Below are 19,386 nucleotides of genomic sequence, written 5' to 3' on the forward strand. Positions count from 1 at the left end.
CGCTCGCTGCCCCGGGCCCGCCTCCTTCGCGTGCGCCCGTGCGGCGGGTGATACTACTGCGAGCGGCGCTGGCGGGGGGCCGGTCCGTGCTCGGGGTCGACGAAGTACGAGTCGTGCCGGAGAAGGAACTCGGCGAACTCCTCGTCGCCGCGCTGCGCCATCTCCGCGACCCGCTCGAAGTACTCCTCGCGCGGCGCGCCGGGCGAGAACAGCAGCAGCATCGAGTTCGGCTCGTCCGCGTCGTTGCGGAACGCGTGGAGCCCGCCGACCGGCACGTACAGGAAGTCCCCCGACCTGCCGGTGATCCAACGCTCGCCGTCGAAGAGGCTCACCTCGCCGGAGAGCACGTAGAAGGACTCCGAGATGGTGCGGTGGAAGTGCGTGCTGGGCCCGGGGGAGCGGGGTGCCATGTCGATGCGGTACAGGCCGAACTCCCCGCCGGTGGTGGCGTGGGTGGCCAGGTAGTGGGTGCGGTTGCCGCTGGGCGAGGACACGTCCGGCGGGGTGTCGACGGGCCGGAAGACGGCGTTGACCTCGCCGTTCGCTCCGGCGTAGCGGGGGTCGGGGTAGGACATGGGGCGGTCGTCTCCTCGGTGGTCCGTGGTTTGTGGGCGGTCGTCTGTGGGCGGTGGACGGGGCGTCAGAAGCGGTAACGCGTCTGCGCATAGTGTCCCTTCCGGAACGCGAACGCCTTCGCCGGCCGGACGCGGAAGGCGAGCGCGGAGCCGCCGCCCGGGGGGTGCAGCTCGCCCTCGCGCACGGTGAAGCTCCACTCCTCGCCGTACTTCGCCAGGAACGCCTCGGCGAGCCGACGGAGCGCGTCGTCGTCCCCGACCCGCTCGGCGTCGCCCTCGACCACCACGTCCAGGCCCTCGTGCAGCACGTTGGTGCCGGTGGCCATGACGCAGTGGGGCCGCCCCGCGAGGTTGTGTGCCTTCTGCTCCCGGCCGCCCGTGGTGAACCACAGCGCCTCCTCGTGCCAGACGCCGATGAGGGGCGTGACGTGGGGTCGCCCGTCCGCCCGGACGGTCGTCAGCCAGTAGAGCTCGGCGTCCGCCAGCCCGTCCCGTGCCTGGGCCCAGGGCGTCGGCGCCGCGTCCGGCTCGCTGAACCTCGCGTCCACGCTGGTCATCGGCTCGCCAGGTGTCATGTCCTTCGGTCCTTCCGTCTGGTGTGGGGGGTCTGTCCCAAAGATGACCCCGCCGGGCGCGCGAACTCATCGGTGGGGCGTGCGGCGGCCGGCGGCCGGCGGCCGGCGGCCTCGCGGTTGACCTCAGGTCCACTTGAGGTTGCAGGGTCGGGGTCATGACTGTGGACAGGGACGAGCTGCGGGACCGGATGGAGATCGTCGACCTGATGGACCGGTACCTGCGGTCGCTGGACGAGGACGAGACCTACGACGAGGACTGGGCGCGCGCCTACGTCACCGAGGACGTGCGGAGCGAGGTGCCCGTCGGGGAGGCGGTGGGGTGGAGGGAGGTGGCCCGGCAGACGGAGGCGGCGTTGGCCCAGTTCGAACGGACCCACCACGTGGGGGCGAACCACGTGGTCGACCTCGACGGCGACCGCGCCGCCGTCCGCTGCAACGCCGTCATGACCCACCTCCACCCCGCCGCGCTGCGTGAGCGGCTGGGGGAGCGGTTCACCGTCGGCGGGGTGGTGGAGGGCGAGGTGGTGCGGACGGCGGCGGGGTGGCGGCTGGCGCGGGTGGCGATCAGGCCGGTGTGGTTCGACGGCCAGCCGCCGCTGCGGCCGGGGGGCGTGGCGCCCGACGGGGGTGGCGTCCCCGTCACGCCCCCTCGCGGATGAACGCGGGCACGATGTGTGCCTCGTCGACGCGCCAGCCGTCCGGCGTGCGGACCGCGCCGTAGGACAGGCGCAGCCCGGAGGAGCGGTGGGGCGGCTGGCCGTCGCGGAAGAAGAAGACGAGCTGGTGGGCCGCCGCGCCGGCCCGGTCGGGTCCGTCGAAGGTGACCAGGATGTCGCCGTGGACGTGCAGGGTCCGCTCGCCCTCGACGCGGCTGCCGTTCAGGAACGCGAGCACCTCCTCGATGCCGCGCAGCGTGCCGCCGCGTGGCGAGTGGACGACGACGTCGTCGGCGTAGACGGCGGGGGCGTCCTCGAAGCGGGCGTCGTCGAGGAGGTGGGCGAGGCGCGTGAGGAGATCGACGATCTCGGCTCGGTCCGCGAGCTCGGAGGCGGCGCGGGACGGGGCGGCGGACGTCGTGACGGTGGACTGCGTGGGCATGGCGGGCTCCGTGCTCGGTTGATTCGTTGGCATGACCAACATTGGATGCGCCCACCCTAGGCGCCAATCGTTGGTCTGTCCAACGGAATGGTTTCAGTCGCCCACCGGAGAACGGAGACGCCCCGAGTCCCGGTGGGGGCTCGGGGCGTGCGGACCGCTCGCGCGCTACGGGGTCAGTGACCCTGGTCCCGCCGCGCGCGCTTCGCCTTCTCCATCGCTTCCTTGGCCTTGTCGGCCATGTCGTTCATGCCGCCGCCCTTGTCCGTGTCGGACCCGGACTCGGACCGGGACCCGGACTCCGACCGCGATCCCTTCATGTCCTTGGCGAGCTTCTGGAACTGCTTGAACCGGTCGGACATACCCATTCCTGATCTCCCCTCGTCTCGATCTCCCCTGCCCAGGGTCCCACGGTCGGGCATGTCGCGCATATGGATCATATCGGGACATAAGGGAAGCGTGGCGACGCGGGGAGGCGTGCGCTCATGACGGGCCGACGTGCGGGCGCGGCGGGAGAACGGGCCGGCGCCGGTCCGGCACGTTCTCGTAGCCCGGCGGCGTGCTCGCCGGGTGCCGGTCCAGCAGGTCCAGCGCGAGCTTCACCGCCGTGTCGAGGACGACGTACCGGCCCTCGGCCCAGTCCAGCGGCGTCCGCTCGCACTCCACGTCCGGCGCCACGCCACGGTTCTCCACGTCCCAGCCGTACTCGCCGAACCAGGCCGCGTTCATCGGCACCGTGATGCGCGTGCCGTCCCCGAGCCGGTGGTTCCCGGTGATGCCGACGACCCCGCCCCAGGTGCGGGTGCCCACCACCGGGCCCAGGCCGAGCAGCCGGAACGCGGCGGTGATCATGTCCCCGTCGGACGACGTCGCCTCGTCGGCCAGCGCGACCACCGGGCCGCGCGGCGCGTCGGAGGCGTAGGAGACGGGCTGGGCGTTGCGCGTGACGTCCCAGCCCAGGATCGTGCGGGACAGCTTCTCTATCACCAGCTCGCTGATGTGGCCGCCCATGTTGCCGCGCACGTCCACGATGAGCGCCTCCCGCGCGAACTCCATGCGCAGGTCGCGGTTGAACTGCGCCCAGCCCGAGCCGCCCATGTCGGGGATGTGGACGTACCCGCAGCGGCCGTCGCTCAGCTCCCGCACGACGGCGCGTCGCCGCGCCACCCAGTCCTGGTAGCGCAGCGGGCGGTCGTCGATGAGCGGCACGACGGCGATGCGGCGCGGCCTGCCGCCGACGGCGCCCCGCCCCTTCGGCGCGTCGCTCCGCGCCGCCCCCGCGGCGTCCCGCGTCGCCTTCCCGTCCCGCGCGTCCGTGCCGTCCTCGGAGCCCTGGGTGCCCTCGGAGCCCTGGGAGTCCCGGGCGCCCTCGGCGTCCGTCCCGGCCTCGCCGTCGGTCCCTCCCTCGCCGTCCCGCACCGGGTCGACGAAGGTCAGCTCCACGCTCGTGCCGCCGGTCGCCGTCAGCAGCGGCCACGGGCCCGCCTCCGGGTCCACCGGCCGGCCGCCGACGTGGGTGAGGATCGCGCCCTCGCGCACCCCGGTGCCCGCCAGCGGCGAGCGCGCCTTCGGGTCGGAGGACTCGCCCGGCAGAATCCTGGCCACCTGCCAGTGGCCGTCCCTGGTGCGCGTGAAGTTCGCCCCCAGCAGGCCGATGGGGCGCTGGTAGTGGCGGGGGCCCTCGTTGCGGCGCGCCGCCGTGACGTACGCGTGCGAGGTGCCGAGCTCGCCGACGGTCTCGCTGACCAGGTCGGCGAACTCGCCGGGCGTCGCGACCCGCCGCAGCAGCGGACGGTACTGGTCCAGCACGCCGGGCCAGTCGATGCCGCACATCTTCGGGTCCCAGTAGTAGTCCCGAACGAGCCGGCCCGCCTCCTCGAACGACTGCCGCCACTCCGCGCAGGGGTCGACCTCGTGGACGATGCGGCGCATGTCCAGGTCCACGGAGGTGTCGCCGTCGGGGTTGTCCGTGGCCGGGATGGCGCGGAAGTCGCCGTCCTCGCACACCACGAGCCGCGTGCCGTCGCCGCTGGGCGTGAACCAGTCGACGTCGTCCGCGAGTTCCGTCCGCTTGGACTTCGTGAGGTCGAAGTACTCCAACGTCGGCTTGCCCGAGGTGTGCGCGGGGTTGGCGAACGTCTCGCCGAGGGCGCCGGAGATCGGCCAGCGCAGCCAGACGAGGCCGCCGCCGCTGACGGGATGGAGCGAGGAGTACATGGACGCGGCCACGGGGAACGGCACGACGCGGCTGCTCAGACCCTCCGCCTCCACCATCACCGCGCCCTCGCCGGACTTCTCGCCCGCCCCGGGGCCGCCCCCGTCGGCGCGGGCGCCACGGGACTCCGAAGGCTCGAACGGGTCCAGGCCCCCGGCGGCCGGGCGGCCCTCGGGGGTGATGGCGAACGGGGACCGCGTGGCCGAGGAGAGCGGCACCAGGTAGGGGCGGCAGCCGACGGGGAAGGACAGGTCGCCGGTGTGCACGTCGTAGACCGGGTCGAAGCCGCGCCAGGAGAGGAACGCGAGGTACCGCCCGTCGCGGGTGAAGACGGGCTCCTCGTCGCGGAAGCGGCCGTCGGTGACGTCGAGCACGGTCCGTTTCGTGCCGGCGATGCGGGCGATCTTGATCTGGCTGAGGTACCGGCCGATGCCGGGGTGGGCCCAGGCCACCCAGCCGGAGTCGGGGGAGAAGGACAGGTCGTGGACGGGGCCGTTGACGGAGCGGATGAGCTCGGTGACGACCTGTGGCCCCTCCTCCTCGTCCTCCGCGTCCTCCGCGTCTCCGTCCTTCTCTTCCTTCCCTTCCTTCCCTTCCCCCTCCTCGGCGGCCTCGGCGGCCTCGGCGTCGGCCGCCTCCCCGGCCTCCCCGGACGAGCCCGGCGACCCCTCCGACCCCTCGGCCTGGCCCGCCTCCTCGCCCGACTCCGGCTCCGCCGCTTCCTGTTCCTCCTCCGCCGGCTCCTCGCCCTCTCCCGCCGCCGGCTCCGTGACCTCCGGCTCCGGCACGCGCACCACCAGCAGCCGCCCGTCGTGCGAGGCCACGGCCAGGGTCCTGCCGTCGGGCGAGGCCGCCATCTCCCGCACGTGCCCCAGCGCCCCCGCCGCGAGCCGCACCGGGTCCCGCCCGCCGCTGGCACGCGGCAGGTACGTGATCTCGATCGCGTCCTCGCCCTCGGCGTCCGTGAGATACGCCACGCGCCCGGTGTCCCCGAGCATCACCGGCTCCCGCACCCGCACGCCCGCCGCGACCGACAGCGCGCGGGCCGGGCCGTCGCGGTGGGCGAGCCAGTACAGGCCGCCGCGCACGCAGACGGCGCTGGAGCGGCCGGTGGTGTCCACGGCGAGGTCGTCGACGTGCCGGGCCGCCGGCACCTGGTACGTGCGGCGTCCGGCGCGTGGCCCGCCGAGCCGGATCGGCAGCCGCCGGGGCGTCGAGCCGGGCCCGAGGTCCTCCGCCAGCCACAGCTCGCCCGCGCACTGGTACACCACGCGCCGGCCGTCCGTGGAGGCGTGGCGGGCGTAGAACGCGTCGTGGTCGGTGTGGCGCCACAGCTCGGTGCCGTCGGGGCGGCAGGAGTAGAGGTTTCCGATCCCCTCGTGGTCGGAGAGGAACGCGATCCGGTCACCGACGAACATCGGGCAGGCGATGTGGCCCTCCAACTCGGCCAGCAGCCGCCGCCCGTGGAGCCACAGCTTGCCCATGGCCCCGCCCCGGTACCGCTTCCACGCGGCCGGCTCGTGCGGGGCCTTGGCGGTCAGGAGCAGGGTGCGCCGCTCGCTGCCGTAGTCGCCGCTGACCGCGATGTCGGCGACGGGCCCCCAGGGAAGACGCTCGCCCGGCCCTCCGGTGACGGGGACGGTGTAGGCCAGGTCGAAGTAGGAGAAGGGCTGTTCGTGCGAGCTGACGGCGAGGATGCGGCTGGTGCCCGTGCCGTCGGAGGGGGCGGGCGTCCATCCGCAGACCCGGGTGTCGTGCGAGCCCCAGTGCGTCAACTGCCGCGCCGGGCCGCCGTCGACGGGGGTGAGGTGGATCTCGGGGTCCAACGTGCGCCAGCTCACGTAGGCGATGTGGGCGCCGTCGGGAGAGAAACGGGGGCTGGCGAGGCGGGTGCGGTCCACCGTGAGCCGCCAGGCCCTGCCCGGTTGGGTGTCGTGGGCGCCGGGCAGCGGCGCCAGCCACAGGTCGTCCTCCGAGACGAAGCACAGCAGCTCGCCGGAGAGGTGTGGGAAACGGAGGTAGCCGTCGCCTTCTGGGAGCTCGCTGACGGCCGGGGCGTCCGCGGCGCTGGTGGCGGCGGAGGCTTCGGGGGCGTCGGAGGCGGCGGATACGTTGAGGTTGTCGCTCACCGTACCCATGCTTAGCGTTGGAGTGAGCTGCGGCAAGTCACCGGGAGTGGCGGAGCGTGGCTGCTGTGATGTCAATCACAGAACGGTGGATGACTCACCCCGGGAACCTCCGATTGGCGTCTCGTGGCATGAACTGACACGTTGGTTGATCTGACTGCCGTCGCGTGGCTCACGTAGGCTCGATTGACAGCCGTCAGTCACTGTCAATAACGCCCGTTTACCCCGGACAGGAGAACCTGCCCCGTGGCTACGTTTCTGTACAAACTCGGTCGCCTGAGCTATCGGCGCCGCTGGTGGGTCCTGCTGGTCTGGATCGCCCTGCTCTTCGGTGTCGGTACCGCCGCCTCCACCGCCGGCGACCCCCCGCCTGACGAGTTCGCGCTTCCGGGGACGGAGTCCCAGCAGGCACTCGACGTCATGCAGGAGTCCTTCCCCGAGGCCAACGCCGAGGCGCTGGAGACCACCATCGTCTTCCAGGCGCCCGAGGGCGAGCTGCTGACCGATCCCGAGAACCAGCAGGCGGTCAACGAGGTGCTCGCCGGCCTGCGCGAGGACCCGGACGTGCTGCGGGTCTCCGACCCGTTCGCTGACGGCAACAGCGGCGTCAACGAGGACGGCACCACCGCGTACGCCTTCGCCGGGTACGACGTGCTCTGGGGCAACGTCACGGAGGAGATGTCCGACCGGTTCAACGAGATCGTCGAGGAGGTGCGCAGCGACTCGGGTCTGACGATCGAGTCCAGCGGCGAGATCGCCGAGCCCGAGATGGAGCCGGCCGGTGCCGAACTGCTGGGCATCGTGGTGGCCGCCTTCGTGCTGATCATCACGTTCGGCTCGCTCGTCGCCGCCGGCCTGCCGCTGCTGACCGCGGTGATCGGCGTCATGATCGGCATCATGGGCATCACCGCCCTGTCCTCCACGCTCGACCTGTCGGCCTCCACCGGCATGCTCGGCATGATGATCGGCCTCGCCGTCGGTATCGACTACGCGCTCTTCATCGTGTCGCGGTACCGAGCGGAGCTGATCGCCCATGCCGACCGGATTCCCGACCCGAGGAAGCTGCGGGAGGAGGCCATCGGCCGTGCCGTGGGCACCGCCGGCTCCGCCGTCGTGTTCGCCGGTCTGACCGTGATCATCGCGCTGTCCGGCCTGGCGATCGTGAACGTGCCGATCCTCACCAGGATGGGCATCGCGGCGGGCGCCATGGTGGCCATCGCCGTGCTCGTGGCGCTCACCCTCGTGCCGGCGGCCGCAGGCCTCACGGGCAAGCTCGTCTTCGGCCGGCGCGCCCGCAAGCAGAACCCGGAGACCAACGTCCCGAGCCGGCTGCCCACCACGTTCAGCAAGAGCACCGGCGACAACATGGGCACCCGCTGGGCCAAGGGCGTGCTGCGCCGGCCCGTCGTGGCGCTGATCGTCTCGCTCGTGGGCCTGGGTGCGCTGGCCGCGCCCGTCGCCGACATGGAGCTCGGCATCCCGGACAACGGCATGGCGGCCGAGGACACCACGCGCCGTCAGGCGTTCGACATGCTCAGCGAGGGCTTCGGTCCGGGCTTCAACGGCCAGCTGATGTTCGTCGTCGAGGGCGGTGACGGTGCCGACATGGACGCCGCCACGCAGACCCTGTCCGACCAGCTCAACGGGCTGGACGGCATCGTGTTCGCGGCGCCGGCGGCTCCGGAGAACTTCAACGACGACGGCACCGTCGCGCAGATGTTCGCCTTCCCGGCCACCGGGCCCGCCGACCAGGCCACCGCCGAGCTGGTGGAGCACATCCGTGACGAGATCGTGCCGATCGTCGAGCAGGAGACGGGCGCCGAGGTGCTGGTCGCGGGCATGGCCGCCAGCAACATCGACTTCTCCCAGGTGATGAACGACGCGCTCGTGCCGTACCTCGCGATCGTCGTCGGACTGGCGTTCATCCTGCTGGTCATCGTCTTCCGCTCGCTCCTGGTGCCGCTGAAGGCGGCGCTCGGCTTCCTCTTCTCCGTGCTGGCCGCGCTCGGCGTCGTCGTGGCGGTCTTCCAGAACGGCTGGGGAGCGTCGCTGATCGGGGTCGAGGAGACCGGTCCGATCATGAGCATGATGCCGATCTTCATGGTCGGCATGATCTTCGGACTCGCGATGGACTACGAGGTCTTCCTCGTCACGCGGATGCGTGAGGCCCACGTCCACGGCGAGGGGGCCAAGCAGTCCGTGGTCACCGGCTTCAACCTCAACGCCCGCGTCGTCACGGCGGCGGCGCTGATCATGATCAGCGTCTTCGCGGCCTTCGCGGCCGTGAGCGCTGACTCGATGATCAAGATGATGGGTCTCGGCCTGGGCGCGGCGGTGTTGCTCGACGCGTTCGTCGTCCGCATGATCGTCGTCCCGGCCGTGATGGGCCTGGTCGGCGAGCGGGCGTGGGCGCTGCCGCGCTGGCTGGACCGGATCCTGCCGAACGTCGACGTCGAGGGCGAGTCCCTGGAGCGGTACCTCAAGGAGCAGGACAAGGGCCAGGGAGGCGGCTCCGTCAAGCGCGAGCGCGAGCCCGAGCCGGTGGGCTGATCCCGCCCGCCCCACCCAGGGGATCCCACGAGGGTCCGAGGGAAGCCCGGCCCCCCGGGTCCGCCACCACGGCGGCCCGGGGGGCCGGGCTCTTCGCTGTCCGGATCCGCGTAGCTGGCTGTCCCTTGCTCTTGCACATCACTTGCAAGAAGGGATTATCATCGGACGGTTGATCCTGGCCGCCGGAAGCGACGAAGCTCCGAAGCGCTCCACCGCCGAACTGCCGAACTGCCGAACCGCGAACCGCGAACCGCGAACCGCCGACCGCTCCGACCAGGAAGCGAGCGCCCACCCATGCACGTCCCCGATGGATTCCTCAACGCCCCGGTCTCCGTCGCCACCGGAGCCGTCGCCGCCGTCGCCGTCGCGGGCTGCCTGCGCGGCGCGCGCACCGAGTTGGCCGAGCGCACCGCGCCGCTGGCCGGCCTCGTCTCCGCGTTCGTCTTCGCCGTGCAGATGCTGAACTTCCCCGTGGCGGCCGGCACCAGCGGCCACCTGCTGGGAGGAGCCCTGGCGGCGATCCTCGTCGGGCCGTACACGGGGGTGCTCTGTCTGGCCGTGGTGCTGCTGATGCAGGCGTTGCTCTTCGCCGACGGCGGCCTCACCGCCCTGGGCACCAACATCACGCTCATGGGCGTGGTCACCGTCGTCGTGGCCTACGTCGTCTTCCGCGGCCTGCTGCGCGTCCTGCCGCGCGGGCCCGGCGCGGTCGGCGTGGCCACCTTCGCCGCCGCGTTCCTGTCCGTGCCGGCCTCCGCGATCGCCTTCACCGGGCTCTATGCGATCGGCGGCACGGCCGACGTCTCGCTGGGGCGGGTGCTGGCCGCCATGACCGGGGTGCACCTGCTCATCGGCATCGGGGAGGCGGCCATCACGACCGCCACCGTGGGCGCGGTCCTCGCCGTCCGGCCCGACCTCGTGTACGCGGCCCGCGACGTCTCCCGGCCGCGGCTGGAGATCCGCGGCGCTCCCGCCGCCGAGCCGAACGCCGAGCCTGCCGCCGGGCCGGCGGCGACGCCCGGTGGCCGGCGCCCGCTGCGCCCCCTGTGGGTGGGCGGCCTGGTGACGACCCTGGTCTGCGCCACGTTCGTCAGCTTCTACGCCTCCGCCGAACCCGACGGCCTGGAGCGGGTCGCCACCGACGAGGGCATCGCCGAGGAGGCGCGCGAGCACGACCTCGCCGACTCGCCGCTCGCCGACTACGGCGTGGAGAACGTCGACAACGAGCGCCTGTCCATCGCCCTGGCGGGCACCGCGGGCGTCGCCGTCACCCTCGCCGTCGGCTCGGGCCTCTTCCTCGCCGCCCGCCGCCGCACCGCCCCGGACCGCGACGAGACCGAGCGTGTCTGACCGCGAGCCGCCGGCCCCGCCCGCGACGGGGCGGGGCGTCGCGGGCCCGGCCAGCGCCCCCCGACGCGTCGTGCTCGGCGCCGGGCACGCGCGTTCCTCGCCCCGCCACCGCCACCGCGACGCAGCCGCCACGCGCGGCGGCGTCCTGGAACGCGCCCACCGCCCCGGCGACAGCGTCGTGCACGCCCTGCCCGCGCACTGCAAGCTGACCGCCCTCGTCGCCTTCGTCCTCCTCGTCGTCGCCACGCCCCGCGAGGCGGTGTGGGCCTTCGGCTGCCACGCCGCGCTGCTGGCCGGCGTGGCCGTGGCCGCCCGGGTACCGCCCGGCTTCCTGCTGCGGCGGATGCTGATCGAGGTGCCGTTCCTGGCCTTCGCGGTGCTGCTGCCCCTCGTCGCCGAGGGGCCCCGCACCACCGTGCTCGGCGTGAGCCTGAGCGAGTCCGGGCTGTGGAGCGCGTGGAACATCCTCGCCAAGGGGACGCTCGGCGTCCTCGCCGCCCTGCTGCTGGCCGCCACCACCGAGGTCCGCCAGCTCCTCCTCGGCCTCCAGCGGCTGCGGCTGCCCCCGTTGCTGGTGCAGATCGCCACCTTCATGGTCCGCTACGCCGACGTCATCGCCGACGAGCTGCGCCGGATGCGGATCGCCCGCGTCTCCCGCGGCTTCACCGCGCGCGGGCCACGGCACTGGGCCGTGCTCGCGAAGACCGCGGGCGCGTTGTTCATCCGCGCCTACGAGCGGGGCGAACGCGTCCACCTGGCCATGCTCAGCCGGGGCTACGCCGGCAGCCTGCCGGCGATCGACCGCGCCACCGCGAGCCGCGCCCAGTGGACGGGGGCCGCCGCCCTCCCGGCCGCCGCGCTCGCCGTCTGTGTGCTGGGATGGACGCTGTGACCGACGCCGCGCCCGCCACGCCCGCCACGCCGCCCTCCCTGGAGGTCTCCGGGCTCGCCTACGCCTACCCCGACGGGCACCAGGCCCTCTTCGGCGTGGATCTGACGATCGCGCGCGGCGAGCGCGTCGCCCTGCTCGGCCCCAACGGCGCCGGCAAGACCACCCTCGTCCTCCACCTCAACGGCGTCCTCACCCCCGCCGCCGGCGGCGTCCGCGTCGGTGGGCTCGCCGTCGGCCCGGACGCGGACAGTCTCGCCGAGGCGCGGCGCCGCGTCGGCATCGTCTTCCAGGACCCGGACGACCAGCTGTTCATGCCGACCGTGCGGGAGGACGTGGCGTTCGGGCCGGCCAACGCGGGGCTGCGCGGCGCCGAACTCGACGCCCGGGTCGCCACCGCCCTCGAACGGGTCGGCATGGCCGCGTACGCCGAGCGGCCCCCGCACCACCTGTCCTTCGGGCAGCGCCGCCGCGTCGCCGTGGCCACCGTGCTCGCCTCCGAGCCGGAGATCCTCGTCCTCGACGAGCCCTCGGCCAACCTCGACCCGGCCGCCCGCCGCGAACTCGCCGACGTGCTGCGGTCGTTGGACGGCCTGACCGTCCTCATGGTCACGCACGACCTGCCGTACGCCGCGGAGCTGTGCCCGCGGTCCGTCGTCCTCAGCGAGGGCGTCGTCGCCGCCGACGGGCCCACCCACGAGCTGTTGGCCGACGCCGCGCTGCTGCGTCGCCACCGCCTGGAGCTGCCCTACGGCTTCAGCGTGCCCGCGCCGGGCGCGGGAGGCGTGCCGGCGGCGGGTGCCGCGCCCGGCGCCGGGTCAGTCCGGCGGCCGGTCGAAGAGGGCGCTGACTGACTCGCCGTTGTGGATGCGGCGCATCGCCTCGGCCAGCGCGGGAGCGATGGACAGCACACGCAGCTTCTCCGCGCCCTCCCGCTCCTCGGGGGCTATCGGCACGGTGTTGGTGCAGACGATCTCGCGCACGTCGGGCTCGGAGGACAGCCGCTTCAGCGCGCCGCCCGCGAACAGGCCGTGCGTGCACGCGATCCTCACCGAGGCGACGCCGAGCTCCCGCAGCCGCTCCAGCAGCTCCAACACGGTGGATCCCTTGGCGATCTCGTCGTCGAGGACGATGACGTCCCGCCCCGCGACCTCCCCGATCACCGAGCTGATGCTCACCCGGTCGTCGCTGAAGCGCTGCTTGGCGCCGGCCGCCACCGGGACGCCGAGCAGCCGGGCGAACGCCGCCGCCTCCTTCGCGTTCCCCAGGTCCGGCGAGACCACGACCGCGTTGCTCAGGTCCTGGGCGCGGAAGTGCGCCGCCAGCTCGTTCAGCGCGTGCAGGTGGTCCACCGGGATGGAGAAGAAGCCGTGGACCTGCGGCGAGTGCAGCGTCATGGCCAGCACGCGGTCGGCGCCGGCCGTCACCATCAGGTCGGCGATCAGCCGGCCGCCGATGGAGATGCGCGGCGCGTCCTTCTTGTCGGACCGCGCGTAGGAGTAGTGCGGCATCACGACGGTGGTCCGCGCGGCCGAGGCGCCACGGGCCGCGTCGAGCATCAACAGCAGCTCGACGAGGTGCTCCTGGACCGGCCGCACCAGCGGCTGGATCAGATAGACGTCGCGCTCGCGACAGTTGGCCTCCAGCTGCACCTGGAGGCAGTCGTTGGCGAAACGATCCACCCTGCTGGGCCGCAGCGGCACCCCGAGATGGTCGCAGACCTCGGCGGCGAGCTCCGGGTGGGCACTGCCGCTGAACACCGCGATGTCCCGCATGGCTCGCTCCTTCTTCACGCCGACTTCACACCTGCACACATTAACGCCTGTCGTGGGCGACTCATGGTGCGGGGTGCAGCAGCCCTCAGGGCGCCTGCCCTGAGGGCTGTCCCGTAATCCAGGGGATCAGGGAGCGGCGCGCAACACCTCCGCCACCACGGGGCCGGCGAACTCGCCCCCGTGCCCGGAGTTCGGGACCACCGCCGCGACGGCGAGGTCGTCGCGGTACGCGGTGAACCAGGCGTTCGGCTTCCGCTGGCCGTCCACCTCGGCCGAGCCGGTCTTGGCCCCCACGTCGCCCGGCACGCCCGCCATCGCCTCGGCCGCGGTGCCCCAGCCGGCCGTGGCGTTCATCAGCCCGCGCAGCTCGGCCGCCGCCGCCGGGTCGAGGCTGCCGGCGGCCTGCGCCAGCTCCCGCCCGTCGAACGAGGGCGGCACCAGGTACGGCTGGAGGAAGGAGCCGTTCTTCACGGTGGCGGAGACGGAGGCCATGGTGAGGGGGTTCATCCGGACGCCGCCCTGGCCGATCAGCGAGGCCGCCATCTGCGCGTCCGACTGCGTCGGCACCGCGCCGTCCATCGTCGCCACCCCGACCTGCCAGGTCAGGCCGAGGCCGAAGACCTCCCGCGCGTGGTCGCCGAGCGAGGCGTCCTCCAGCTCGGGCGCCTGGCTGATGAAGGCGGTGTTGCACGAGGCGGTGAAGGAGTCGGTGAAGGTGCCGTCCTCGATCTCGAAACGGTCGTCGTTGTGGAAGGGCCAGCCGCCGAACTCGAACTCCTTCGGGCACGGGTGCGGCTCGCCGGCCGAGGCCAGGCCCTCCTGGATCAGCAGCGAGGAGCTGACGACCTTGAACGTGGAGCCGGGGGCGTACGAGCCCTGCAACGCGGTGTCGAAGCCGTCGGCCGGCTTGTTCGCCACCGCGAGGATCGCGCCCGTGCTCGGCTGGACCGCGACCAGCGCCGCCGTCTCCCCGTCCGCGCCCGCGACCGCCTCCTCGGCGGCCCGCTGCAAGGCCGCGTCGATCGTCGTCGGGACCTGGCCCGTGCTGGGCTCGGCCAGCTCCATCAGGCGCTCGACCCGCTCGCCCTCCCCGTCCACGATGCGCAGCTCGGCGCCGGGGCTGCCGCCCGCCTCCTCCGCGTACCGCTCCCGCAGGTCCGCGACGACGCCGGCGAGCGTCGGGTGGTCCTCGACGCTCAGCACCTCGCCGTCCCGGTCGAGCACCTCCACCGGAGGCAGCTCGCTGACCGGCCCCACCTCGACGCGCTGCCCCTCCTCGAGCCGCGGATGGAGCACGGACGGCTCCCAGCGCACGACGGCCGGCCCGCCGGCCTCCTCGCGCACGACGCTCAGCTCCGTCTCGTACGCCCACGGCGCCTGCCGCGTCTCGCCCCCGTCCTCGAACTCCACGACCGCGTCAACGGAGAACGGCACCGAACCGCCCGTCCGGGTGCCACCCGGCTCGGCCGGGGTCAGCTCCAGCGAGGAGAACGGGGCCGAGTCGGCGAGCGTGGTGAGGGCCCGCCGGGCCGCCGCCGGGTCGTCGGTGAGGGAGGAGGCGCGCCGCGCGTCGCCCGCGGCCCAGGCGTCGAGGAAGGCGGTGGCGGTCTCGCGCACCTCCTCCTCGGTGGGAGCCTGGACCTCGTCCTCGGGATCCCGCTCGCCGGGCGCACCGTCCTCGCTGGCCGCCACGCCGCCGCGATCCCCACCGTCGGAATCGCTTCCCAGCAGGCTGAACGTGCCGAATCCGACGACCGTGACCACCGCCACGGACACCCCGCCGAGCACGGCGAGCCGCCGCGTGTCCATCGGCTGACCCGGCGTCCGCGAGCGCGCCCACGACCGCGCCCGGGTCCTACCCCTTGTCCCTGTCACCACAATCCCGCAACTGCTCGTTAACTCTCAGCAATGTCCTGGCGATCGGCAGCCTACCGGCTGGGGCCGACAACCCACCCCCTCTCCAGGACGCGGTTGGATCACCTTCGGGTCAAACCCAGGAGTCGAGCCACATCCGGGCGCGCCAGGCGTCCTTGGGGAGCTCGACGCCGGTGTAGATCGGATAGAAGTAGATGAAGTTCCAGGCGATCAGCAGCACCAGCACCCCGGCCGCCACGATGCCGACCGCGCGCCGCCGCTCGGCGCAGCCCGGCGGGCCGAGGAGCGCGCCGATCAGCAGCGTCACCGCCAGGCAGAGGAACGGCGTCAGCACCACCGCGTAGAAGTAGAAGATGGTGCGCTCCTGGTACATGAACCAGGGCAGGTACCCGGCGGCCACCGCGCACAGCACCGCGCCGGCGCGCCAGTCGCGCCGCAGCAGCCAGCGGTAGCAGGCGTACACGAGCGCGGCGCAGGCCGTCCACCACAGCAGCGGCGTGCCCAGCGCCAGCACCTCGCTGGCGCAGCCGCTGGCGTAGCCGCAGCCGGACTCGCCGGGTTCCGCGGAGGTGTAGTAGTACGTCACCGGGCGGGCGGCCACCAGCCAGCTGAACGGGTTGGACTCGTAGGAGTGCTCCGAGGTGAGGCCGACGTGGAAGTCGTAGACCTCGGTCTGGTAGTGCCACAGGCTGCGCACCGGCTCCGGGATCCACGACAGCGAGCTGTCCTGGTCGTGGTGGGCGGCCCAGTCGCGGTAGTAGCCGCCGGAGGTGGCGAACCAGCCGGCGAAGGAGGCCACGTACGTCGCCACCGCCACCGGGACCATCGAGCAGAAGGCCGGCAGCGCGTCCCGCCGCAGCATCGCGCGGTACGGCCGCCGGGCGCCGGCGGTGCGGCGGGCGGCGGCGTCCCACAGCACGGTGAGGACGCCGAACGCGGCCAGCACGTACAGCCCGTTCCACTTGGTGGCGCAGGCCAGGCCCAGGCAGACGCCCGCGGCGATCCGCCAGGGCCGCCACCCCAGGCCCAGCCCGGAGCCGGTGGCGTCGTCGGGCCGCAGCACGCCGTCCTCGCTCGCGGGCAGGGCGTCGGCCAGCCGGGCGCGGGAGCGGTCGCGGTCGACGAGCAGGCAGCCGAACGCGGCCAGCAGCCAGAACATCAGCACCAGGTCGAGCAGCGCCGTGCGGCTCATCACGAAGTGCAGCCCGTCCACGGCCAGGAGGGCCCCGGCCAGGCAGCCCAGCACCGTGGAGCGGAACAGGCGCCGCCCGATGCGGCAGAGCATCAGGACCGACAGGGTGCCCAGCAGGGCGACCATGAACCGCCAGCCGAAGGGCGTCAGCCCGAACATCCACTCGCCCAGCGCGATGACCCACTTGCCGGCCGGGGGGTGGACGACGTACGCGGCGGCCTCGTCGAACGGCGTGGCGCCGGCGATGATGCGCTCGTCGGCGTCGTCGGCCCACTCGGTCTCGTACCCGGCCTTCAGGAGTGACCAGGCGTCCTTCGCGTAGTACGTCTCGTCGAATATCACGGCGTTCGGCGAGCCGAGGCGGGTGAAGCGCAGGGCGCCGGCGAGCAGCGCCACCAGCAGCGGCCCGATCCAGCCCATCGCGCGGGCCAGCCGCTCGGCGGCGCGGGGGGCGAAGCCGAGGTAGGCCCACATGCGGGTGCCGGGCTCGGGAAACGGCGGCACCAGCCGCTGACGGACGCCGGCGCCGCGCCGGGGGACGTGGCCGAAGTGCCGCAGCCGCTGCTGCCAGTCGGTCGCCGGGCTCTCGGCGGGGGGCGGCAGGTCGGGTCCTGGTGGGGCGTCGCTCACGGTCTGGCTGCTCCTCACGCGGGCCATCCTTGCATCCGACGGGCCGTCGACCGGTGGGCTGCCACGATGACCTCATGGACGAGCCCCTGGATCACCCCAGCGACGACCTCACCGACGACCTCGCCGACGACCCCGCGGGCAGGGCGGGGGAGCACCTCGCCGGGAGCGCGGACGTGAGCGGGGATGTGAGCGGCACGGCGGACGCGCCGGGTGTGCTGGTGCTGGCCGGACGTCCGGCCGGGGACGCGGGCGGCGCGCCGGCCCGGCTGGGCGAGGAGCTCGCCGCGGCCGACGTCGTGGCCGGCGACCCCGAGCTGCTGCGGGAGCTGGCGCGGGCCCTGGACGTGCCGCTGACGGGGCGCGTGGTGGCGTACGGCGAGGCGGAGGAGGACACGGGCGCGCCCGAGGTGCTCGGCGCGTTGCGGCGCGGCGCGCGCGTGCTGCTGCTCACCGACGCCGGGTCCCCCTCGGCCGTGCCGTGGGCGAGCGGCGGCCGGCACCGGCTCGTCGCGGCGGCCGTGGCGGCAGGCGCCCGGGTCACGGCCGTGCCCTGGCCCTCGCCGGCGGTCACCGCGCTGGCGGTGTCGGGGCTGCCCGTCGACCGGTTCTGCGTGGAGGGAACGCTGCCGTCCGGCGCGACGGAGCGGGCGGCGCGGCTGGCCGAGGTGGCCCGTGATCCGCGCACCCTCGTCTTCCACGTGCCGGCCGGGCGGCTGCCCGAGACGCTCGGGGCCGTGGCGGAGGGCCTGGGAGGGAAGCGCCGGGCGACGGTGTGCGGCCCGGAGGCGCGCGCCGTGTGGCGCGGCACGCTGGCGGACCTGGCCGCAGGCGCCGACGCCGACGCGGCCGACGACGCCGACGCCGTCGGCGGGAGCGCGGCGGGGCGGGAGGAGCGCCTGCTGGTGGTGGCGGGTGCGGAGCCGGCCGCCGAGCCGCGTGAGCGGCCCGACGGCGCCGAGCTGGCCCGCCGCGTCGCCGCCCGCGAGGCGGCGGGGGAGCGGCGCAAGGAGGCCATCGCCGCCGTGGCGCGCGACGCCGGCCTGCCGAAGCGGCAGGTCTACGACGCGGTCGTCGCGGCGAAGGACGGGGCGTCCGGCGAGGCCCCCGACGAGAGCCGCCCGGTCGGCCGGGCGGAGGGCGACTAGAATGACGCTGATGCGACAAAAGCGGCGATAGTGGTGATAGCGGTACGTAGGGCGGCGGGGTCCGTGGGGTTCTCACGGGCGCTCCGCACGACGGACTGAACGCGACGCGTGCGACGGAGCGACGGGTCCACGGGGACCTCTCCTCCTCGTCAGGAGGTCGGCGATGGTGACCAAGGACGGCAGCGGCCCCGCCACGGCACACGAGGCGTACGCCTTCGCCTGTCTCAGCTGCGGCCGTGGCTGGGAGCAGGAGTACGCGATCCAGCACCAGACCGACCCCGAGCACCCCGACGGGCCCCCGCTCGTGCGGTACCTCGCCGGCGGCCGCCCGGTGCCCTCCCCGCTCACCCACCCCCGCTGCCCGGCCTGCGAGGGGACCAGGGTGCGGGTGATCCGCTCCGGCCTCGTGGCCGCCGCCGAGCGGGCCACGGGCGGTGTCGCGAGGCGCTGAGGGCTGAGCCCTTAGGATCGGGCGTATGCCCAAGTCCGCCAAGGCCAGGTCCCTTGAGACGGTCCTGCCGCCGCCGCCCGAGCCGCTCGCCGTGCCGGTGGCCGACTCCCACACCCACCTCGACATGCAGCAGGACCGGTCGGGCACCAGCGTGGAGGAGGCGCTGGAGCGCGCCGCCGCCGTCGGCGTCACCCGCGTCGTGCAGATCGGCTGCGACGTGCCGCGCGCCCGGTGGGCCGCCAAGATCGCCGCCGAGCACGAGGCCGTCACGGCGGCCGTCGCGCTCCATCCCAACGAGGCGCCCCGCCTGGCGGCCGAGGAGGGCCCCGCGGCGCTGGACGCCGCGCTCGCCGAGATCGCGGAGCTGGCCGCGTTGCCGCAGGTCGCCGCCCTCGGCGAGACGGGCCTGGACTACTTCCGCACCGGGCCCGAGGGCGTCGCCGTCCAGCAGCGTTCCTTCCGGGAGCACATCCGGCTGGCGAAGGAGCTGGACAAGACCCTCGTCATCCACGACCGCGAAGCCCACGCCGACGTGCTGCGCATCCTGGAGGAGGAGGGCGCCCCGCGGCGCACCGTCTTCCACTGCTTCTCCGGCGACGCCGCCATGGCCGAGACCTGCGCCGCCGCCGGGTACTTCATGTCCTTCGCGGGGAACGTCACCTTCGCCTCCGCCCAGCCGCTGCGCGACGCGCTCGCCGTCGCCCCGCCGGAGCTGCTGCTCGTCGAGACCGACGCCCCGTTCCTCACCCCCGCCCCGTTCCGCGGCCGGCCCAACGCGCCGTACCTCATCCCCGTCACGGTGCGCGCCATGGCCGTGGTGAAGGGCCTGTCGGAGGACGAGCTCGCCCGCCACCTCGCCGCCAACACCGACCGTGCCTTCGGCTGACGCGGCCGCCGCGACCACCACCGCCACCGTGAACCCCGAAGACGCCCCCTCCGGCAG

16 protein-coding genes are annotated in these 19,386 nt (G+C 73.8%); 8 read left to right on the top strand and 8 right to left on the bottom strand.

The genetic code is table 11. The annotated features are described in order from the left end of the window. Window positions 1-53: 53 nt before the first annotated feature. Window positions 54-575, bottom strand: a complete 522-nt coding sequence (locus ACTWP5_RS14820) for a cupin domain-containing protein (protein ID WP_443221396.1) — start codon at window positions 573-575, stop codon at window positions 54-56. A gap of 65 nt (window positions 576-640) precedes the next feature. After that, complete coding sequence (locus ACTWP5_RS14825; RefSeq protein ID WP_443221397.1) at window positions 641-1,150, bottom strand: pyridoxamine 5'-phosphate oxidase family protein; 510 nt, start codon at window positions 1,148-1,150, stop codon at window positions 641-643. A gap of 155 nt (window positions 1,151-1,305) precedes the next feature. On the opposite strand from ACTWP5_RS14825, the gene ACTWP5_RS14830 reads away from it, so the two are divergent. After that, window positions 1,306-1,809 carry a nuclear transport factor 2 family protein gene (locus ACTWP5_RS14830; protein ID WP_443221398.1) on the top strand — a complete coding sequence of 168 codons (504 nt, stop codon included), beginning with the start codon at window positions 1,306-1,308 and terminating at the stop codon, window positions 1,807-1,809. Here the strand turns inward: ACTWP5_RS14830 and ACTWP5_RS14835 are convergent. From ACTWP5_RS14835 to ACTWP5_RS14845, 3 genes are all read right to left on the bottom strand, one after another. Further along, the gene (locus tag ACTWP5_RS14835; RefSeq protein ID WP_443221399.1) at window positions 1,790-2,248 is read right to left on the bottom strand and encodes a nuclear transport factor 2 family protein; all 459 of its coding nucleotides are present in this window, start codon (window positions 2,246-2,248) and stop codon (window positions 1,790-1,792) included. The two genes, ACTWP5_RS14830 and ACTWP5_RS14835, sit on opposite strands and share 20 nt — an antisense overlap. Window positions 2,249-2,421: 173 nt before the next feature. Then, window positions 2,422-2,607, bottom strand: a complete 186-nt coding sequence (locus ACTWP5_RS14840; protein ID WP_443221400.1) for a hypothetical protein — start codon at window positions 2,605-2,607, stop codon at window positions 2,422-2,424. 121 nt (window positions 2,608-2,728) lie between these two features. Further along, window positions 2,729-6,451 (bottom strand): S41 family peptidase, encoded by a 3,723-nt coding sequence (locus ACTWP5_RS14845; RefSeq protein WP_443221457.1) that lies wholly within the window; start codon window positions 6,449-6,451, stop codon window positions 2,729-2,731. Between the two features lie 381 nt (window positions 6,452-6,832). On the opposite strand from ACTWP5_RS14845, the gene ACTWP5_RS14850 reads away from it, so the two are divergent. From ACTWP5_RS14850 to ACTWP5_RS14865, 4 genes are all read left to right on the top strand, one after another. Next, window positions 6,833-9,136 carry an MMPL family transporter gene (locus ACTWP5_RS14850; protein ID WP_443221401.1) on the top strand — a complete coding sequence of 768 codons (2,304 nt, stop codon included), beginning with the start codon at window positions 6,833-6,835 and terminating at the stop codon, window positions 9,134-9,136. Between the two features lie 294 nt (window positions 9,137-9,430). Further along, window positions 9,431-10,486, top strand: a complete 1,056-nt coding sequence (locus tag ACTWP5_RS14855) for an energy-coupling factor ABC transporter permease (protein WP_443221402.1) — start codon at window positions 9,431-9,433, stop codon at window positions 10,484-10,486. 145 nt (window positions 10,487-10,631) lie between these two features. After that, window positions 10,632-11,378 (top strand): cobalt ECF transporter T component CbiQ, encoded by a 747-nt coding sequence (gene cbiQ / locus ACTWP5_RS14860; RefSeq protein ID WP_443221458.1) that lies wholly within the window; start codon window positions 10,632-10,634, stop codon window positions 11,376-11,378. Beyond that, window positions 11,366-12,229, top strand: a complete 864-nt coding sequence (locus tag ACTWP5_RS14865) for an energy-coupling factor ABC transporter ATP-binding protein (protein WP_443221403.1) — start codon at window positions 11,366-11,368, stop codon at window positions 12,227-12,229. The genes cbiQ and ACTWP5_RS14865 overlap by 13 nt, the downstream gene beginning before the upstream one ends. Here ACTWP5_RS14865 and ACTWP5_RS14870 read toward each other — a convergent pair. The 3 genes from ACTWP5_RS14870 to ACTWP5_RS14880 all read right to left on the bottom strand — a co-directional run bounded on the left by ACTWP5_RS14870 (window position 12,194) and on the right by ACTWP5_RS14880 (window position 16,874). Next, entirely contained in the window at window positions 12,194-13,150 is a 957-nt protein-coding gene (locus ACTWP5_RS14870; RefSeq protein ID WP_443221404.1) for a ribose-phosphate diphosphokinase, read from the bottom strand. The genes ACTWP5_RS14865 and ACTWP5_RS14870 overlap by 36 nt on opposite strands. A gap of 126 nt (window positions 13,151-13,276) precedes the next feature. Continuing rightward, the gene (locus tag ACTWP5_RS14875; protein ID WP_443221405.1) at window positions 13,277-14,959 is read right to left on the bottom strand and encodes a penicillin-binding transpeptidase domain-containing protein; all 1,683 of its coding nucleotides are present in this window, start codon (window positions 14,957-14,959) and stop codon (window positions 13,277-13,279) included. 178 nt (window positions 14,960-15,137) lie between these two features. Further along, window positions 15,138-16,874: a dolichyl-phosphate-mannose--protein mannosyltransferase gene (locus tag ACTWP5_RS14880; protein ID WP_443221406.1), complete on the bottom strand. Its 1,737-nt coding sequence runs from the start codon at window positions 16,872-16,874 to the stop codon at window positions 15,138-15,140. A 47-nt stretch (window positions 16,875-16,921) separates the two neighbouring features. On the opposite strand from ACTWP5_RS14880, the gene ACTWP5_RS14885 reads away from it, so the two are divergent. The 3 genes from ACTWP5_RS14885 to ACTWP5_RS14895 all read left to right on the top strand — a co-directional run bounded on the left by ACTWP5_RS14885 (window position 16,922) and on the right by ACTWP5_RS14895 (window position 19,329). Then, a complete protein-coding gene (locus ACTWP5_RS14885) occupies window positions 16,922-17,992 on the top strand; it encodes a 16S rRNA (cytidine(1402)-2'-O)-methyltransferase (RefSeq protein ID WP_443221407.1) in 1,071 nt (356 codons plus the stop codon). A gap of 163 nt (window positions 17,993-18,155) precedes the next feature. Then, a complete protein-coding gene (locus ACTWP5_RS14890; RefSeq protein WP_443221408.1) occupies window positions 18,156-18,443 on the top strand; it encodes a hypothetical protein in 288 nt (95 codons plus the stop codon). A gap of 25 nt (window positions 18,444-18,468) precedes the next feature. Further along, complete coding sequence (locus ACTWP5_RS14895; RefSeq protein WP_443221409.1) at window positions 18,469-19,329, top strand: TatD family hydrolase; 861 nt, start codon at window positions 18,469-18,471, stop codon at window positions 19,327-19,329. Window positions 19,330-19,386 lie beyond the last annotated feature (57 nt).

Origin of the sequence: Streptomyces sp. 4N509B (assembly GCF_052245655.1) — a bacterium.
GTDB lineage: Bacteria > Actinomycetota > Actinomycetes > Streptomycetales > Streptomycetaceae > Streptomyces.

Bases quoted from the DNA above. Each gene is read 5' to 3' on its own strand.
- ACTWP5_RS14890 (WP_443221408.1), top strand. From the start codon at position 18,156: ATGGTGACCAAGGACGGCAGCGGCCCCGCCACGGCACACGAGGCGTAC.
- ACTWP5_RS14870 (WP_443221404.1), bottom strand. From the start codon at position 13,150: ATGCGGGACATCGCGGTGTTCAGCGGCAGTGCCCACCCGGAGCTCGCC.
- ACTWP5_RS14865 (WP_443221403.1), top strand. From the start codon at position 11,366: ATGGACGCTGTGACCGACGCCGCGCCCGCCACGCCCGCCACGCCGCCC.
- ACTWP5_RS14880 (WP_443221406.1), bottom strand. From the start codon at position 16,874: ATGGCCCGCGTGAGGAGCAGCCAGACCGTGAGCGACGCCCCACCAGGA.
- ACTWP5_RS14840 (WP_443221400.1), bottom strand. From the start codon at position 2,607: ATGTCCGACCGGTTCAAGCAGTTCCAGAAGCTCGCCAAGGACATGAAG.
- ACTWP5_RS14830 (WP_443221398.1), top strand. From the start codon at position 1,306: ATGACTGTGGACAGGGACGAGCTGCGGGACCGGATGGAGATCGTCGAC.
- ACTWP5_RS14855 (WP_443221402.1), top strand. From the start codon at position 9,431: ATGCACGTCCCCGATGGATTCCTCAACGCCCCGGTCTCCGTCGCCACC.
- ACTWP5_RS14820 (WP_443221396.1), bottom strand. From the start codon at position 575: ATGTCCTACCCCGACCCCCGCTACGCCGGAGCGAACGGCGAGGTCAAC.
- ACTWP5_RS14895 (WP_443221409.1), top strand. From the start codon at position 18,469: ATGCCCAAGTCCGCCAAGGCCAGGTCCCTTGAGACGGTCCTGCCGCCG.
- ACTWP5_RS14825 (WP_443221397.1), bottom strand. From the start codon at position 1,150: ATGACACCTGGCGAGCCGATGACCAGCGTGGACGCGAGGTTCAGCGAG.
- ACTWP5_RS14885 (WP_443221407.1), top strand. From the start codon at position 16,922: ATGGACGAGCCCCTGGATCACCCCAGCGACGACCTCACCGACGACCTC.
- ACTWP5_RS14875 (WP_443221405.1), bottom strand. From the start codon at position 14,959: ATGGACACGCGGCGGCTCGCCGTGCTCGGCGGGGTGTCCGTGGCGGTG.
- ACTWP5_RS14835 (WP_443221399.1), bottom strand. From the start codon at position 2,248: ATGCCCACGCAGTCCACCGTCACGACGTCCGCCGCCCCGTCCCGCGCC.